Raw genomic sequence first — 15,368 nt, 5'->3', positions numbered from 1 at the left:
ACCGCAGTCGGCCTGGCGCCTGCTGCGGTTATTTTTTAATGTATATGAATAGGGATTTGTGCGATTTGGCATTTTCCTTGCGCATCTTTATAGAAAAACATTTATACAAAAGAACTGGCCGAGTACCCCGCCTACCAGTAGCGAACAGCCCTACTGTATGTCTGCAAAACTTCAGGCTATCCAATGTGATATCACCACCATGGCGGTGGATGCCATTGTAAATGCCGCAAATACCAGCCTCATGGGAGGTGGCGGTGTGGATGGAGCCATTCATCGCAAGGCAGGTCGTGAACTGGTGAATGAATGCGCGACGCTCTATGGCTGCCGCCCGGGCGAGGCAAAAATCACCAAGGGGTACAACCTTCCCGCCAAGCATGTAATTCACACCGTGGGTCCGGTGTGGCGCGACGGCACGCGTGGCGAGGTGACCACCCTTGATTTTTGTTATCGCAATTCGCTCCAGGTGGCGCGTGCCCACGGGCTGCGCACAATCGCCTTTCCCTGCATCAGCACCGGCCGCTATGGCTACCCGCCGGACAAAGCTGCCAAGGTCGCGGTGGATACCGTGAGGGCCGTCACGGCTGAGCACCCGGATGCCTACGATGTCATCACCTTCTGCTGTTTCGAGGAGAGCGACCTGCGTCTCTACGAGGAACTCTTGCTCGAAGCCTGAGGGGCCTTTGGTGTCGACAGCACGGCTTTTGAGAAGCGCTCTCCCAGCTTCAGGTAGAGCTTGCGTACGTCTGAGCCTTTCGCCGGTTCGTGCAACCGGCTGCTCAGAAATATGTAGAAGGAGCGCGTGGCTGGATCGATCCACAGGCAGGTGCCCGTGAAACCGGTGTGGCCGAAGCTGGTCGCTCCAAACTTTCCGCGCGGCTTGCTGTAGGCCGTTTCCATATCCCAACCAAGCGCGCGCTTGTCCTTCATCGTGGCAGGCGTGTGTGGTGTGGTCATGAGCTGAATCGTTTCGGGTTTGAAAACACGCACGCCATCGAGCTCACCGCCATTCAAAATCATGCGGGCATAGCGGGAGACATCCGTCACCGTGCTGAAGAGCCCCGCATGTCCGGCCACACCGCCCATGCGGCGTGAGGTGGGATCATGCACCACACCGCGCAGCAGGGATTCGGTCTCGTCCTTCTCCGTTGGCGCGATACGCGCTCGCCATGAAGCCGGCGGATTGAAGGCGGTGTCCTTCATTCCCAGTGGCTGGAAGATGTGCTTCGCCGCAAAGACATCCAGGGGCTCACCCGATACACGCCGCACAATTTCTCCCAGCAGAATGAAGTTGATATCGCTGTAGCGGAACTTCTCATCCGGCTCAGTCGTGGGGAAGGTGACACACGCCCAGCCGATGCCGCTGTTGTATCCCCACCACGCGGGATTGCGTGGTAGTCCCGGTTTCAATCCCGAGGTATGAACCATGAGATGCCGCACTGTGATGTGCGCCCGTGCTTCGCCACCGAACTGCGGAATGTATGTCTGCACCGGTTCATCCAGCTTCACCTTGCCCTGTTCTACCAGGAGCATGACGCTGGGTGTGGTGGCGACCACCTTGGTCAGGGAGGCGAGATCGAAGATGGTGTCCTGGGTGATTGGCTCCTTCTCCGGCACCTTTGCGCGGAGGCCGTAACATCCCTCCCGCCAGCGGCCCTGATGTTCTGCATGCCACGTGGCGCCTGCGATGGCACGGTCCCACACGGCCTGTTGGATCGCCGCGCTGAAGTCTCGGGTGTATTTGTTGTCGAGTGTGGTGGAAGGAGGAGCCGGCGCAGCCGCCTTGCCTTGAGCCACAGCCTTTGCCGGCAGCATCATCATCATGGCCGCTGCCAGCCACAGGCTTGCCCACATCACTCTCATGACGCTGCTTGATTCGCATTTGCCTTCGCGCTTCTCAGCAGACGCGACGCCAGCTCCAGGTCGGAGGGGTAGGTGACTTTCAAATTGGGCGAGGGATTGTCCACCACGTGGATTTCTTCGTTCAAGAGCTGCACGGCCGAGACTTCATCCGTGACCAGCAGGCCATCCTTCACCACGTGCTCATAGGCGCGAACGAGAAGTTCCTTGGAGAAGACCTGGGGTGTTTCCATCACCCAGGCATGTTCACGTTCAATGTCGCCGGAGATAACACCGTGGACATTCGCGCGCTTCAGCGTCTCCGTCACGGGCCGCGCGCTCACGGCGGCTCTGCACTCACGGGCGCGCTCGATGCAGCGCGTTATCTGCTCTGTGGTGATGAGAGGTCGGGCGCCATCATGCACCGCCACGATGCCTGTCTCCTCGCTGAGGCGCTTCAAGCCCTCGTGTACGCTCAGGTACCGCTGCACGCCGCCTTCACTGAGCGTGATGGGTTTCTTGAAGATGCCCAACTCCGCCCAGTCGAGCACCATCTCCCGCGTCGCGTCACCCACCACGATGAGCAGGGCATCCACGGCGGGGCAGGCGTCGAAGGCTTCCATCGTCCATCGCAGCACGGGCTTGCCGAGCAGATCGGCAGTCAGCTTGTGAAAGCCCATGCGGGAGCTGTTTCCCGCGGCGACGATGATGGCAGTGGTGGACATGAGGGAAGAAGCGTGAGGTTACTATGATCCAATGAATCGGGGCAGGCAACCCTCCCCGGAGTCACTTTCAGCGGAGACATGTGGAGAAGAAGAGGCATCACACCCCCGTACTGCTGCCTGATGCGCTCGATCCTTGCCTTATTTTTTCTCACCAGCGTCCTACTCACGCACTCCCTTCGCGCCGAATTCCAGGCGGGTGCCGCGGTGGTGGACATCACTCCGCCGAAGCTCCCTGTCCTGGTAAATGGCGGCATGCTGAGCCGTTACGTGGACAAGATAAATACCAAGGTCCACGCCCGGGCGATCGTGGTCACAGATGGGAAGACCCAGGCCGCCATCGTGGTGGCGGACAGCTGCATGATGAGCCGCGAGGTGCTGGACGATGCCAAAAAAATGGCGGCGGAAAAGACGGGCATCCCCATGAATCGCCTGCTGATCTCCGCCACCCACGCACACTCCGCTCCCTCTTCCATGGGCTGTCTCGGAACCGATCCGGATCCCGCCTACGTACCTCACCTGAAAGAGAAGCTCGTGGAAGCCATCGTCACAGCTCAGGCGAAGCTCGAGCCGGCACGCATAGGATTCGCAAAGGCGGATGCCGCAGAGTACACCGCTCTGCGCCAGTGGATTCGCCGGCCGGATCGTGTGGTGGAGGATCCCTTTGGCAACATGACCGTGCGGGCGAACATGCACGCGGGCCGCAAATGGGACGACGTGACCGGCGAGTCGGGCCCCGAGGACCCGGACCTGTCCATCATCTCCATTCAGAGCAAAGACGGCAAACCCCTGGCAGTGCTGGGCAACTTCTCGATGCACTACTTCGGGGACAAGGACATCAGCGCGGATTACTTCGGCCTGTTTTCTGAAGGGCTGAAACAGCGCATCGATCCCCAAGGCAAGATGGTGGGTCTCATGTCCCACGGCTGCAGCGGCGACATCTATCGCGTGGACTACAAGGTCCCAGAGGCCGAGCGTCCCAAGCCGACTATTGATGAATACACGGATGGCCTGCTGGACATCGCCATGAAAGCGTACGCTGGCATCGAGTACCGCGACAATGTTGATGTGGCCATGGCAGAGAAGCGCATGACCATGAAGTATCGTGTCCCGGACAAGCAGCGCCTTGAGTGGGCCCAGCGCATCGTGCAGGAGATGGGAGACCGTCTTGCGAAGACTCAGACGGAAGTGTACGCGCGCGAGCAGATCATCCTCCACGAGCGCCAGCAGACAGAGATCGTCGTGCAGGCCCTGCGCATCGGAGATATCGGAATCGCGACCACGCCCAATGAGACCTACGCCATCACTGGTCTGAAAATTAAAGCCGCCAGTCCGCTGAAGCATAACGTGGTCATCGAACTGGCCAACGGTGGGGACGGTTACATTCCCCCGCCCGAGATGCATGCGTGGGGCGGCTACAACACGTGGGCGGCACGTTCCGCGGGTCTGGAGGTCATGGCGGAGCCAAAGATCACGCAGGCTGCCATCGGGCTTCTCGAAGAAGTCAGCGGCGCACCGCGCAAGCCGTGGAAGCTTGGCATGGGCCCGGCCTCAAAGGCCATCGCACAAATGAAGCCGCTCACGTGGTGGCGGCTCAATGAGTTCAGCGGACCCTTGGCTGAGGATGAAAGCGGGTATCATCATGACGGCACCTTCGAGGGTGGTATCGCTTATTATCTTGATGGACCCGATGCCGCTCCGTTCACCGCAAACGAAGTGAATCGCGCGCCGCATTTCGTAGGAGGCCGCCTGTGCACCGAACTGGCCGGCATCGGTGCAGACTATTCCATCTCCCTCTGGATCTGGAATGGCATGCCCAATGATGGCCGCGAGGTAAGCGGTTGGTTCTATTCACGCGATCACAATCATGGCCTCAGCGCCTACGGTGAACATCTTGGGGTTGGTGGCAAAAGCGGCAACACCGGCAGGCTTATCTTCCAAGGTGACAAACTCCTGGCAGGCAAGACCGAAGTCCCCCGCTGGACATGGCAGCATGTGGTGCTCGTACGCTCCGGCAACTCCGTGCGTGTCTACTTGAACGGCACCCTCGAAATCGAAGGCGAAGCGAGACCGTGTGAGATCACCGAATGCTTCTTCGGCGGCCGCAGCGACAACGACTCCGGTTGGGAAGGACGCCTCGATGAAGTGGCTGTGTTTAAACGCGCACTAAGCGCCGATGAGGTGGCTCGCCTGGGAGCGAGTAAGTAGACAACGCCCAATCGTATTCGCGCCCTGAAGGGGCGCAGGAACCCAGCCCAGGGTTAGGGAGCCTTAGCGACCGACACCTTGGGGTGATCCCAAGAAGGCATTCGACCCTGAAGGGGTCGGGGAGAGCGGAACTATGCATTGTAGGTTTGCGCCAGCTCATGGCCAGGCCACTGTCTTCGCACGCTTACTTCTGCGCAACACCGCGCCCGATATCAACACGGTGATACTTATTCGGCTCCAAGCCATCCAGCGTGATCTCCTTGCCGTCCGGCCACGTGATGTGCACGCGCAACTCACGCGCTCCCTCACCCAGCCCAAACAACAGCCTTCTGTCCCCTTGCGCCGAGAAGCCGCTCACGCACTGCACCTCGCGGGTTTGCAGAAGCTCGCGCCCCTGCGCATCTTTCTGCGTGAGCCGAACCTGCGCACCTATCGCATCACGATTCACACCTTGACCATCGCCCCGCAATTCAAGCCCCAGCCACCGTCGGGGCTTGGCGAGATCGTTCCGGTAAAAAGACGCGTTCTTGAATTGATGCGTGATGAGACAATCTAGATCGCCGTCGTTGTCGAAATCCGCGAGCGCCACGCCGCGTGAATTGCCAAGCTCTGGCATGCCCACGGCTTCCTGCACTTCCCGGAACTGCATGCCCGCGTTATTGCCCTGATTGAGCAGCACCTTGTTCTGCTGCCAGCCCCAAATGGCACAGCCCCGCAAGTCCGCCCAGCGATCCGCATACGAATGCACGCTCGGTCCACTGAGCATGATCAGCGTGGCCGTGTACCAATAATCCGGCGGGCGTGTGTACTGGCGGTCGATGGAGTCATCCACCATGCCATTCGCCTGCACAATATCCTGCCAGCCATCCAAGTTCAAATCACCGATGCCGGCACCCCAACCAAAGGCCCGGGCATTCAGCGCACCGCGCTCTGTGGCGGTGTCCGTGATGAGCGGTCTCATGGGATGCTGCACGTCCCGCTGCATGTGCCAGAGCAGGCTGCCCTCGGCCTGGAGCGGTGCATGCACATTGGAAATGTAGATGTCCGTGTCGCCGCTATTGCGCAGATCGGCAATGCTCACGTTCATCCCCTTGTACGTGTCGCGCCCGATGCTGCCGAAGTGCGAGCCAATGATTTTGCGGAAGTACCTCCCGCCTTCGTTCATGTAGAAATCATCCGGCCCGAAATCGTTGGCGATGTAGAGGTCTGTGTAGCCGTCACCATTCACATCCGTGGTGCCAACTGCAAGACTCCAGCGGTTGCCTTCGAGTCCCCACGCCTTGCTGTCCTGCTTCAGGAACTTGCCCCCGCGTGTGCCCAGGTAGAGGAAGTTTTCACCGCCATTCGCCGCATCATGCCAGCCCTGGTGCATGAAGTGGAACATCCGTCGATCCCCCTCATACTCCGGCTCCGGAAGCTTGAAGACGGTGAAGGGTGTCGGCTTCTCGTAGTCGCGCAGATAGGGCGTGAAGCTGTTGCAGATCAGTAGATCCAGAATGCCATCGCGGTTCGCATCAAAAAACGTCGCGGCCAAGCTCACGCTGTGCTCGCTGATGCCTGCCTCACGCGAGACATCGGTGAAGGCTACCTTGCCAGAAGGCATGAGCTCATTGCGCAGCAACCGGCAGGGACCATAGCCGGTGGTGATGAGCAGGTCCTGATCCCCATCGTCATCGTAGTCGGCAAATACCGCGACCGCGCTGAGGCCATGCGTCTCCGGATGGTGCGACACCGCATCCATCACGGGCAGGGGCACGCGCTCGAAGTGCAGCCCGCCGACATTGCGATACAAGGCGTTGCGATCCTCGGGACGTTTGATGGGATTGGTGAGGAAGAGATCCAGCAGTCCGTCGTTGTCGATATCCGCCACCGCCACCGCATCTCCCACGCTGAGCAGCCACTTCGCAATGTGGTGCACGCGTGGGTCAATCTCCTCCAGTACTGTCCCTGGCTCCGCATAGATGCCACTCTGCGGGGCCTCGATTTTCGTAAAGGTGAACCCCGTATCCGCCACCGTAGGCGTGCGGAAGATCCAGGAGTCGAACAGGAAGAATCCCGCTGCCGTGAACGCTGCGAAAACTCCAGCGCGTTGCAGCCACTTGCTGGTGAAAAGCAGCGCGAGCGCTTTTCCCCTTGTCTGGATCAGTCGCCGGATGTGCAGGTAGAGAAAGCGGCCCGTCGCCAGCGTGAAGGCAGAGTAAAAGAGCGTCTCGTACGAGCGCCGCCAGTGGAAAAGGAAGTCCAGCGTCACCAGCCCGAGCGCGATGAGGATCTGTGGTCGCTGCCCCTCCGGCGAGGTCCGCGGATCCGTGATCATGAAAAACGTGAAGAGATACAGCGAAGGCGCACTGAAGGTCCCGTAGAGCAGCGTGGTCGGCGGGAGATGATGCCGCAGCAACCACGCGCGGATGCATGTCTGGATGAGATAGAAGACCAAGAACGATCCCACCAGCCACTGGCGTTGCACCCGGAAGATGAACAACGTGAGCGCCGCCGTGATGATGAAAATGGGTAGCCCGATCGAGTGGCCCCATTGATAGGCCGGTGCTGGTGCATACAGATCACCTCCCACCAGCAGCGCCATGACCACGGCGAACATGGAGGGGTTGTACACATGCTTCCCGTTGAAGGTGATCAGGTACTTGGAGGCCACCATCACAAACACCGGCGGCAGGAGCAGCCACAGATTGTGCGAGTAGTTCAGCAGCAACCCGAGCCCGCACGAGCTGATGTAGGCACTCAGCGGCGCATAGCGTGAGGGCTCGCGGAAAAGCCGCGCAAAAAGCATCTCCAGGGCGCAGCCCGCAGCCACCGTCAGGATGAGCTGCAGTGGACTGCGATTGAACCCCAGCGTCGTGCACCCCAGCACCGCATAGAAGGTCAGCAGTGCGGCGAAAGGGTAGCGCGGGTCCGTGCGAAGTGGAGAGGTGGGGGAGAGGAGAGACACAGCAAGTAGAGGATTCTAGCGCGGTTTTGTGGAAAGGCGATTCTCCGTGAGCTCTACCCGGTTGAAGCCCATTTTACCGGAAGGTGCTTCCCGTTTCGGCATGGCATGATAGAAAAAGTCATGATGACGCCGAAACCTTGGAGCCTTCTGCTATCAGGGATGTTGTTGCTGGCATGGCTGATCCCGGCCCATGGCCAGCGCGGCAATCCGCGCATGCAGTTCGAGGGACAGACCATCGATGAGATGATCGAGCAGTTCATGGCGGAGCATCAAATTCCAGGCATGACGCTGGCGATTGTGCAGGCGCCTTACATCCCGCGGTCGGTGGGGTACGGCATGTCGGACGTATCGCGCGAGCTGCTTGCCTCGCCGAATACGCTTTGGAACATCGGCCAGATGGCGCGGGCCTTCACCGCCGTGGCGATTGTGCAACTGCTGGAGGACGGCAAGCTCAAGCTGGAGGATCCGGTGGGTAAGATACTGCCTGATCTGCCTTCAGCTTGGCAGGGCATCACGGTGAAGCAAATGATGGCGCACGTATCGGGATTGCCCGACTACACGAAGCAAAAGGACTTCGACCCGGCGCGTGAGTACCAGCCAAGCGAAATCATCGCGTTGGTGAAGGACAGCCCCCTTGTGTTTCCATCGGGGACGCAGGCGGCAGACAGCGCCACGGATTTCTTCCTGCTGGGCCTGGTGGTCGAGAAGGCGAGTGGCATGAGCTATGAAGCGTTCGTCACGAAGAACCAGATCGAACGTCTGGGCCTGAAGAACACCATGTTCGCTGCGGACTTCACCAGACTGAAACGTGAGGCCGTGGAGAAGAATGAAATGAAGCACAAGCAGTTCCTGGTGGAGCGCCCATACATCGATCCCACCGAGGTCGCGGTAGGCTACGCGTCTGATGACGACAAGATGGTGCCAGTGAAGCCAAATAGCCAGAGCGCCTGGCTGGGCAATGGTTCAGTGTTCGCGTCCGCGACCGATATCAGTTTGTGGGACATAGGACTGGCAGGCGGTCTCTTGATCAAAGATAAGGGAAACCGCGATCTTATCTATGGTCCGATAATGCTCAACGACGGCACCAAGTTGCCGGCGAATTGCGGCTGGAGATTTCCAGCTCACAAGGGACTCATGGATATCGAAGGGCACGTGCCCGGGTTCTCGACGTATCTCTCACGCTTCACGGATAAGTCAGAACTGGTCTGTGTGACATTGTGCGCGAACAAGGACGGAGTGGATCTCTCCGGACTCGCCCGGAAGATTGCCGGCGCCTACAATCGCAAACTTGGTCCGCCGGTTGGACCAAAGGTGATGACGTGTCGTGAAAGCTGCTATCCAGCGAAGGTCACGATGGATCGGCTTGAGTCCTTTCTTCGTGGAAAAGAAGTGGGCATCATCGCGCGAGTGGATCATGCCGCAGCGGCGAAGACAAAGGGCCTGGAGATGTCACCTACAGAGGTTCTTATCTTTGGTGATCCTGCCATGGACACGCCGTTGATGCTTAGCCAGCAGAGCATGGCGATCGATCTTCCGCTCCGTGTGATGGTCTGGCAGGAAGAAGATGGGACCGTGTGGACGGGCCACCATGATGTGTTTGAACTCGCGCGACAACACGACGTCATCGATCAAGATCAACTCATAAGAGCGATAAATAAAAGGCTTGAATCAGCGCTTAGACATGCGACTGCGCCCTACTGATTTGATTTAGTTTTATCTGGTCGGATCGATATCGCAGCGCATCATGAGCTGCGTGGATCAGCTCCGTGACGTTATCGCCCCTTTGTTATCAAAGGAGGCTATCAAGACGCAAGCTGGTTGCGCGCGCCGTGTCTGAATTGCCACCCAAGCTATCTCGACTCCGCTGCAACATTAAGCAACAAAAGGGCGTCGCAAACAACGCACGTCTGCCCCCCATGCGCTTTCGTTTCTGCCAACCCTCCCGATGGTTCTTCATTCTGCCGGCTGTGATGCTCGCTTCTTCGCTTCCGTCCAGCGTCATAGCGCAAGAGCCAGCTTCCAATCCTGCTTCAGCTGAAGGCGCGGATGCATCAATAACATCAGAGGCCACATCCCCTCGGCGCAGAATCGCCACCATGGAAGAGCTGGCGCAGGTGTTGGATAAAGAGAAGGCCGCTACCGGGAAAACGGCGAATGAAGTCGCCAAGGATCTTCCTCCGTTGCCAGAGGGTGTGAGTGAACTGCGCTTTGACGAGTTCTACAAGATGCCGGTGGGACCTCGCGGCCTTGAGCCCACGGAGAAGCTTCTCTCGCTCAGTGGCAAGCGCGTGCGCATTCTCGGCTACATGGCGAATATGCAACTGCGTGGGAATCGCCAGATGCTGCTCGCGCCCGTTCCTCTGAAAGCTCAGCCGCTGGAGTATGGCCAGGCAGATGACATTCCCGCCTCGCATGTGCTCGTGCGTGTCCCGGGCAATGCCGCGCAGGCTGTGCCTTATACTCCGGGGCTGCTTCTGCTCACAGGCAGATTGACGGTTGGCGGGAGATCACTGGATGGCGAGAATGCCTTCGTGCGCCTCCTTCTGGATTCGCCCCAGGAAACTCCTCCTGCGCCTGCAGCCACATCTACGGCCACCCCAGCGCCCCCGCAGGCACCTGTTACCGCTCCTGCTCCTACATCTGCCGCGACCCAGTCCGCGCAGTGATTTTGTCCCGGCTCTTTTTCAGTGCTGACAAAAACTCGTGCCAAACCACCACTCGTCGCATTCCATGAAACCTCACAAAGGATCCACCATCCTCTCCATCGCGGCTACGCTCGCGGTTGCCCTCGCTGCGGGCACTTCGTTCGCGGCTCCCACGGTGACGCGCCTCACGCCTCCGAGCGCGCTGTTCACCTACAATGACGCTTCTCCTCCCATCGTCGCGCGTTTCCTCCCTGGACAGCGCTTCGATCTTCAGGCCACTGTGGTGCCTGATGCAGGTCAGACCATCACCAGCGCCATCTTCAAGGTGGATGGCAAGCCCATCGGTGGCGCCGTCTCGCTCCTTGCGACGAACGGCACTCCGGCCGGTACCGTAGCCGCCACGCGCCGTGCGTATGAAAACAACAAGGCAGGCACTCACACCTTCACCGTCGAAGCCACGCAGAGCAATGGCACCAAGGTGACCGCCACGGGCAACTTCCAGGTCGTGGAACTCGAGCACCAGGGCCGCAAGATCGATGCGAAGAACGTCATCATCCTCATCGGTGACGGCTTCGGCATCGCTCACCGCACCGCCTCGCGCATCATGAGCAAGGGCGTGCTTCAGGGCAAGGCCGTCGGCCAGCTCAACACGGACACCTTCCCGAACACGGGTCTCGTGATGACTCACTCGTTGAACTCCATCGTCACGGATTCCTCCCCTGGCGCTGCGTGCTACTCCAGCGGCAACAAGGCGAACAACAATCAGCAGGGTGTGTTCCCGGATGACACCACCGCGAACTTCGACAATCCCCGCGTAGAACTCATCGGTGAATACCTCGCCCGCACGGAAGGCAAGTCCCTCGGCATCGTGACCACGTCCGACGTGTTTGATGCCACTCCAGGTGCGTTCGGTACGCACACGCAGAATCGCGGCGCCGGCACCGGCATCTGCGACCAGTTCCTGGATGAAGCAGTGGCCAAGGGTGGTCTGAAGGTCCTCCTCGGTGGTGGCCGCAAGTGGTTCCTGCCCAACACCACTCCTGGCAGCGCTCGCAGCGCATCCACGGACTATGAGCACGCCGCTGAGCTTGCGGATGGATGGGACGTCGCCACCGGCATCGTGGATCCCGCACGTGACCTCATCGCGGACTTCCAGGCGGAGGGCTTCTCCTATGCTCCCGACGCCACCAGCCTGAGCGCCGTTCCCGCGAACACGAAGAAGCTCCTCGGTCTCTTCGCGCTTTCGAACATGAACGTCTCGCTCGACAAGATCAACGGCCCGAGCAAGCGCAACGTGGTGCCCGCCGGCTCCTCCAGCGGCCAGCCGGTCGTGGTGGACTACGGCTTCCCTGACCAGCCCATGCTGGATGAAATGGCCGCCAAGGCTCTTCAGGTGCTGAAGAACAACAAGAATGGTTTCGTCCTCATGATCGAAGGCGCGTCCATCGACAAGCAGGCGCACAACATGGATAGCGAGCGCTGGATGCTCGATGCCATCGAGTTTGACCGCGCCATCGGTGTGGCCAAGGCCTTCGCCGAGCAAAACAGAGACACGCTCATCGTGGTGACCGCAGACCATGAGTGCGCCGGTATCAACATCATCGGTGCTTCCACCGTGTCCGACGCTACGCTCTCCACGCTGACGAATGCCACTTCACCGACCCTTCAGGGCGCGGTAGGCCCATACGAAGCAGCTGGTTTCCCCCAGTACGTTATCGCTCCGGACGGCTATCCCACCACGACCGACATCAACAACCGCATGGTCATCGGTTATGCCGGCAATGCGGATCGGTACGAAAACTGGAGGACGAATCCCCTCCCGCTTCGTGACAGCCAGCAGCCCTTCAACGGTTCTGCTCCGCTGAATACCTATCCTTCCGGTCCGCTGAACCGTGATACCACAGGCAACTTCCTCATCACGGGTCAGGTCTCCGGTTCCAGCGCGGTGCACACCGCCTCGGATGTGCCGGTGTATTCCTTCGGCAACGGCAGCGCCCTCTTCGCCGGCACCATGGATAACACGGACGTGTTCTTCAAGGTGATGCAGGCGGTGCTTGGCTGCTCCAAACACTAACCAAGCGTCTGTTGGTTCGTTGAGACAATCGTTATCCAGGTTGCTGTTCCTTCCGGCTGGGCTCTCACGAGTCCAGCCGGAATGCGTTTGTCCTGGCCGCGCCGTCGCGGCCTTTGCCACTTTGTTGATGACGGTCGCGGTGGTGGCATCGCAGGGCATGCCCGCACAGGAGATACCGGCAGCGGAGTTCACGCCGCCAGGCCCTTATCCCATCGAGCGCTATGAATCCGGCTGGCAGAAGAATCCCTTCGTGCGGAAGACTGCGCCGGTAGCGCCGGAGAAGGTTTCCTTCGCGCGGGATTGGATCCTCGCCGGCTGTTTCGGCGAGGAAGGCGCCCCCACCGTCATCCTCGCGAATACCAAGACCCGTGAACGCTTGCGGTTGAAGAAAGGTGAACCTGCGAGCAATGGCATGAGTTTGCACTCCGTCACGTTCAGCACCAGTCGCCGGGATACCGTGGCTGAAGTATCCATGGGCGATGCCACAGCGGTCTTGAGGTTTGATGATGACTCTCTCAAGACAGCCAAGGGGAAGCCAGATGTGCGGGCGGTGCCCGGGAGGAAGGCATCCGATGGCCTGTCAACTTCTCCAGCAGCAGCGTATGACGCCCCAGTGGCTTCCGTGCCCCGCGATCAAGGTTCGGGCTTTCCCTATTCTTATGAAAACAGCGACAACAAGGATAAGGGGATCGTGGCGAGTGGCGGTGATGCCGCTGTTGCTGCTCCAAGTTCAGGTGGAGGAAGAAAGCGCATGCTCACCGCGTTGAGGCCGGTGGGTGGCGGGAAGTAGAAGTTGTGCTGTGAGAGTGACGGTACTCTGGTGGGGCTGCGCACTGAGAAAGTGGTAGCCGGAACGTCCACGTTCCCTTCCGAAAGGACAAGAGTGTCCCCGATCCTTGAGAGAGCTCGCTGACTTCCTTCAGTCTCCGTAGTTCCTCTGCGTCTCTGTGTCTCTGTGTTGAATCCAATGCACGTGGCAACACCCATCACCCTCAGCCTAGTTTCTTCCCCAGAGGTAAGGCTGGCGCAAACCCAAAAGAGACGCGGCAGGCCGCTTTCGCATGCCTGCCGCATTTTGATGAATTTCACTTTCGTCAGTTCTTCAGAAGAAAGGCGCCGACTGCTTACTTCTTGCCCTTCACCTTGCTGATCTCATACACCGTCGTGGTGCCGCTCACTTCGTTGGCCACGAGGAGGAGAGGCTTGCCGTTTGGGCTGTTTTCTTCGGAGACGAAGAACAGACCTTCAGGACCGAGGTCGCCGGCGGCCGCGGTGTTGGTGGCCTTGGTGAAGTCGCGGTTGTCCGCGTACTGCACGAACTCAGGAGCCGTCGGGTCGGTGATGTCGAAGATCATCACTCCGCTGATGCGCTCAAGGGCCACAAAGGCATAGGTACGTCCGAAGGCCTTGCCCACGGTCACGCTCTCGGCTTCCGGTCCCTTGTCGTCGCTGCGGTCGTCGAACTTGTTGATCTCGTGGTTGGAGTTGAAGAAGTCCGGAAGGATCTGCGCGAGGATCTGCTCGAACTGATCGCCGCTGTCCCACACGAGATTGCCCTGCGCATCACGGATGGAGAAGGAACGAGCGCCGAAGGTGTAGATTTCCTTGTAGACATTGTTGCCGTTCGTGTCGCCTTGGGCCTTGGTCGCCTTCAGACGACCGAGGTTGTTGTTCTTCTTCAGCTCGGTCGCCACCGCTGGGGGGAAGGCCGTCGGATCAAGCGCCATGCTGCCCACGCGGGTTTCTTCCGCATAGCCGGACCACTCGCGGCTGTCGCCTTCATTGGCCAGCACGAGGTAGGTCTGGTTGCCGACCTTGTAGCAATCGATGCCATCCGGAAGGTACAGACCTTTCACGGGCCAGTTCTGGATGTTGATGCGGCCGTTGTTTGCCACGGGAATGCCGTCGCGGTCGCTCGCATCCAGCGCGTTGCTGGAGCCGAAGCCGTTTGAGGCAAGGGAGTGATCCTTCGTACCGAGACCCACCAGGTCCTTCACAGTGGCGGAGTCGATGTCGATGATGCCAATCGCGTTGCCTTCCTGCAGCGTCACCCAGGCCGTCTTGGAGTCTTGGGACACGGTGATGTACTCAGGCTCGAGGTCCTGCGCCACGGTGGCGTTGGGGCCAAAGACGCGAATCGCAGGCTTGGGTCCGGTGCCGGTACCGTTGAAGAGTTCCGCACGGGTTTTCGAGTTGTACGCACGGAAGTTCGCCGTGCGCACATCAGCTTGAGTCACGGAGGCCACACCCTTGGAGACATCGATGATGCTCACAGTGCCTTCGGGGTCCACAGTGTAGTCGTCGCTGGGTTCACCTTCGTCAGCGGTGAGCACGTAACGGCCGTTCGGAGTGAAAGTCAGCATGTCGGGCAGTGAGCCCACGGTCACTTGCGCGAGGAACTCGAGGTTCGTGTTGAAGAACACGACTTTGCCGGGGTTCGTCTTCACCGTGGATTCCACGGCCACGGCCACCGCGCCATCATGCACGGCCACGCTGTTCGCGACGCCGCCAAACGCAGACGCGTCAATCGAACCCACCACGATAGGCTGGGCAGGGTTGGCGATGCTGTAGACATCGACTCGCGCAGCCTGCGCATTCACGACGAAGATGCGCTGCGTAGCCGGATCGTGAGCCACGATTTCAGCAGCGCTGGTGAGGAAGGATCCCGCAGCCACGCTCGAGATCGGAGTCATCGAGATGGAGTGCGGGGACTTGGCGGAGACGCTCAGCGGAGCGAGGACGGCCATCGCGGCGCATCCCAGAAAGGACAAGGTAGGGAATCGGGGTTCGATCATAGCGTGACGTTGGTAGCGAGTTGAACCGCACCGCTACCGACGCTCGCAATTGCAGACAACTGACCAACCGTGACGATTCTGTGAAGCAAATTGCATGAAGCTTTACCGCGATGCCTCACTCACGCTCGTCCGGGAAAATCA

Annotated in this window: 10 protein-coding genes; 6 read left to right on the top strand and 4 right to left on the bottom strand. The window is 59.6% G+C overall.

What is annotated here, in order from left to right:
• Positions 1-157: 157 nt before the first annotated feature.
• A complete protein-coding gene (locus G5S37_RS27575) occupies positions 158-673 on the top strand; it encodes an O-acetyl-ADP-ribose deacetylase (protein ID WP_165208747.1) in 516 nt (171 codons plus the stop codon).
• Here the strand turns inward: G5S37_RS27575 and G5S37_RS27570 are convergent.
• Both G5S37_RS27570 and ispD read right to left on the bottom strand, forming a co-directional pair.
• Positions 646-1,851 carry a serine hydrolase domain-containing protein gene (locus G5S37_RS27570; protein WP_165208745.1) on the bottom strand — a complete coding sequence of 402 codons (1,206 nt, stop codon included), beginning with the start codon at positions 1,849-1,851 and terminating at the stop codon, positions 646-648. The genes G5S37_RS27575 and G5S37_RS27570 overlap by 28 nt on opposite strands.
• Positions 1,852-1,856: 5 nt before the next feature.
• Positions 1,857-2,561, bottom strand: coding sequence for a 2-C-methyl-D-erythritol 4-phosphate cytidylyltransferase (gene ispD / locus G5S37_RS27565; RefSeq protein ID WP_165208743.1), 705 nt, complete (start codon positions 2,559-2,561; stop codon positions 1,857-1,859).
• Positions 2,562-2,681: 120 nt separating this feature from the next.
• On the opposite strand from ispD, the gene G5S37_RS27560 reads away from it, so the two are divergent.
• A complete protein-coding gene (locus G5S37_RS27560) occupies positions 2,682-4,766 on the top strand; it encodes a LamG-like jellyroll fold domain-containing protein (RefSeq protein ID WP_165208741.1) in 2,085 nt (694 codons plus the stop codon).
• Positions 4,767-4,950: 184 nt separating this feature from the next.
• Here G5S37_RS27560 and G5S37_RS27555 read toward each other — a convergent pair whose 3' ends face one another.
• Complete coding sequence (locus tag G5S37_RS27555) at positions 4,951-7,713, bottom strand: FG-GAP-like repeat-containing protein (RefSeq protein WP_165208739.1); 2,763 nt, start codon at positions 7,711-7,713, stop codon at positions 4,951-4,953.
• 120 nt (positions 7,714-7,833) lie between these two features.
• Between G5S37_RS27555 and G5S37_RS27550 the strand changes: the two genes are divergently transcribed.
• The 4 genes from G5S37_RS27550 to G5S37_RS27535 all read left to right on the top strand — a co-directional run bounded on the left by G5S37_RS27550 (position 7,834) and on the right by G5S37_RS27535 (position 13,222).
• Entirely contained in the window at positions 7,834-9,414 is a 1,581-nt protein-coding gene (locus G5S37_RS27550; protein ID WP_206026175.1) for a serine hydrolase, read from the top strand.
• Between the two features lie 395 nt (positions 9,415-9,809).
• On the top strand, positions 9,810-10,379 hold the full coding sequence (locus G5S37_RS27545) for a hypothetical protein (RefSeq protein WP_165208735.1): 570 nt from the start codon (positions 9,810-9,812) through the stop codon (positions 10,377-10,379).
• A 64-nt stretch (positions 10,380-10,443) separates the two neighbouring features.
• Positions 10,444-12,432: an alkaline phosphatase gene (locus G5S37_RS27540; RefSeq protein ID WP_165208733.1), complete on the top strand. Its 1,989-nt coding sequence runs from the start codon at positions 10,444-10,446 to the stop codon at positions 12,430-12,432.
• Between the two features lie 157 nt (positions 12,433-12,589).
• On the top strand, positions 12,590-13,222 hold the full coding sequence (locus G5S37_RS27535) for a hypothetical protein (RefSeq protein WP_206026174.1): 633 nt from the start codon (positions 12,590-12,592) through the stop codon (positions 13,220-13,222).
• Positions 13,223-13,556: 334 nt separating this feature from the next.
• Here the strand turns inward: G5S37_RS27535 and G5S37_RS27530 are convergent, their stop codons facing one another.
• Positions 13,557-15,179, bottom strand: coding sequence for a choice-of-anchor I family protein (locus G5S37_RS27530; protein ID WP_206026173.1), 1,623 nt, complete (start codon positions 15,177-15,179; stop codon positions 13,557-13,559).
• Positions 15,180-15,368: the final 189 nt, after the last annotated feature.

It is taken from the genome of Roseimicrobium sp. ORNL1, assembly GCF_011044495.1.
In the GTDB taxonomy this organism is placed as follows: domain Bacteria; phylum Verrucomicrobiota; class Verrucomicrobiia; order Verrucomicrobiales; family Verrucomicrobiaceae; genus Roseimicrobium.
Note: the sequence above shows the minus strand (reverse complement) of the source record. Positions and strands in the feature narration are given on the sequence as shown.

Bases quoted from the DNA above. Each gene is read 5' to 3' on its own strand.
- G5S37_RS27535 (WP_206026174.1), top strand. From the start codon at position 12,590: ATGCCCGCACAGGAGATACCGGCAGCGGAGTTCACGCCGCCAGGCCCT.
- G5S37_RS27545 (WP_165208735.1), top strand. From the start codon at position 9,810: ATGGAAGAGCTGGCGCAGGTGTTGGATAAAGAGAAGGCCGCTACCGGG.
- G5S37_RS27540 (WP_165208733.1), top strand. From the start codon at position 10,444: ATGAAACCTCACAAAGGATCCACCATCCTCTCCATCGCGGCTACGCTC.
- G5S37_RS27570 (WP_165208745.1), bottom strand. From the start codon at position 1,851: ATGTGGGCAAGCCTGTGGCTGGCAGCGGCCATGATGATGATGCTGCCG.
- G5S37_RS27575 (WP_165208747.1), top strand. From the start codon at position 158: ATGTCTGCAAAACTTCAGGCTATCCAATGTGATATCACCACCATGGCG.
- G5S37_RS27560 (WP_165208741.1), top strand. From the start codon at position 2,682: ATGCGCTCGATCCTTGCCTTATTTTTTCTCACCAGCGTCCTACTCACG.
- G5S37_RS27550 (WP_206026175.1), top strand. From the start codon at position 7,834: ATGATGACGCCGAAACCTTGGAGCCTTCTGCTATCAGGGATGTTGTTG.
- G5S37_RS27530 (WP_206026173.1), bottom strand. From the start codon at position 15,179: ATGGCCGTCCTCGCTCCGCTGAGCGTCTCCGCCAAGTCCCCGCACTCC.
- ispD (WP_165208743.1), bottom strand. From the start codon at position 2,561: ATGTCCACCACTGCCATCATCGTCGCCGCGGGAAACAGCTCCCGCATG.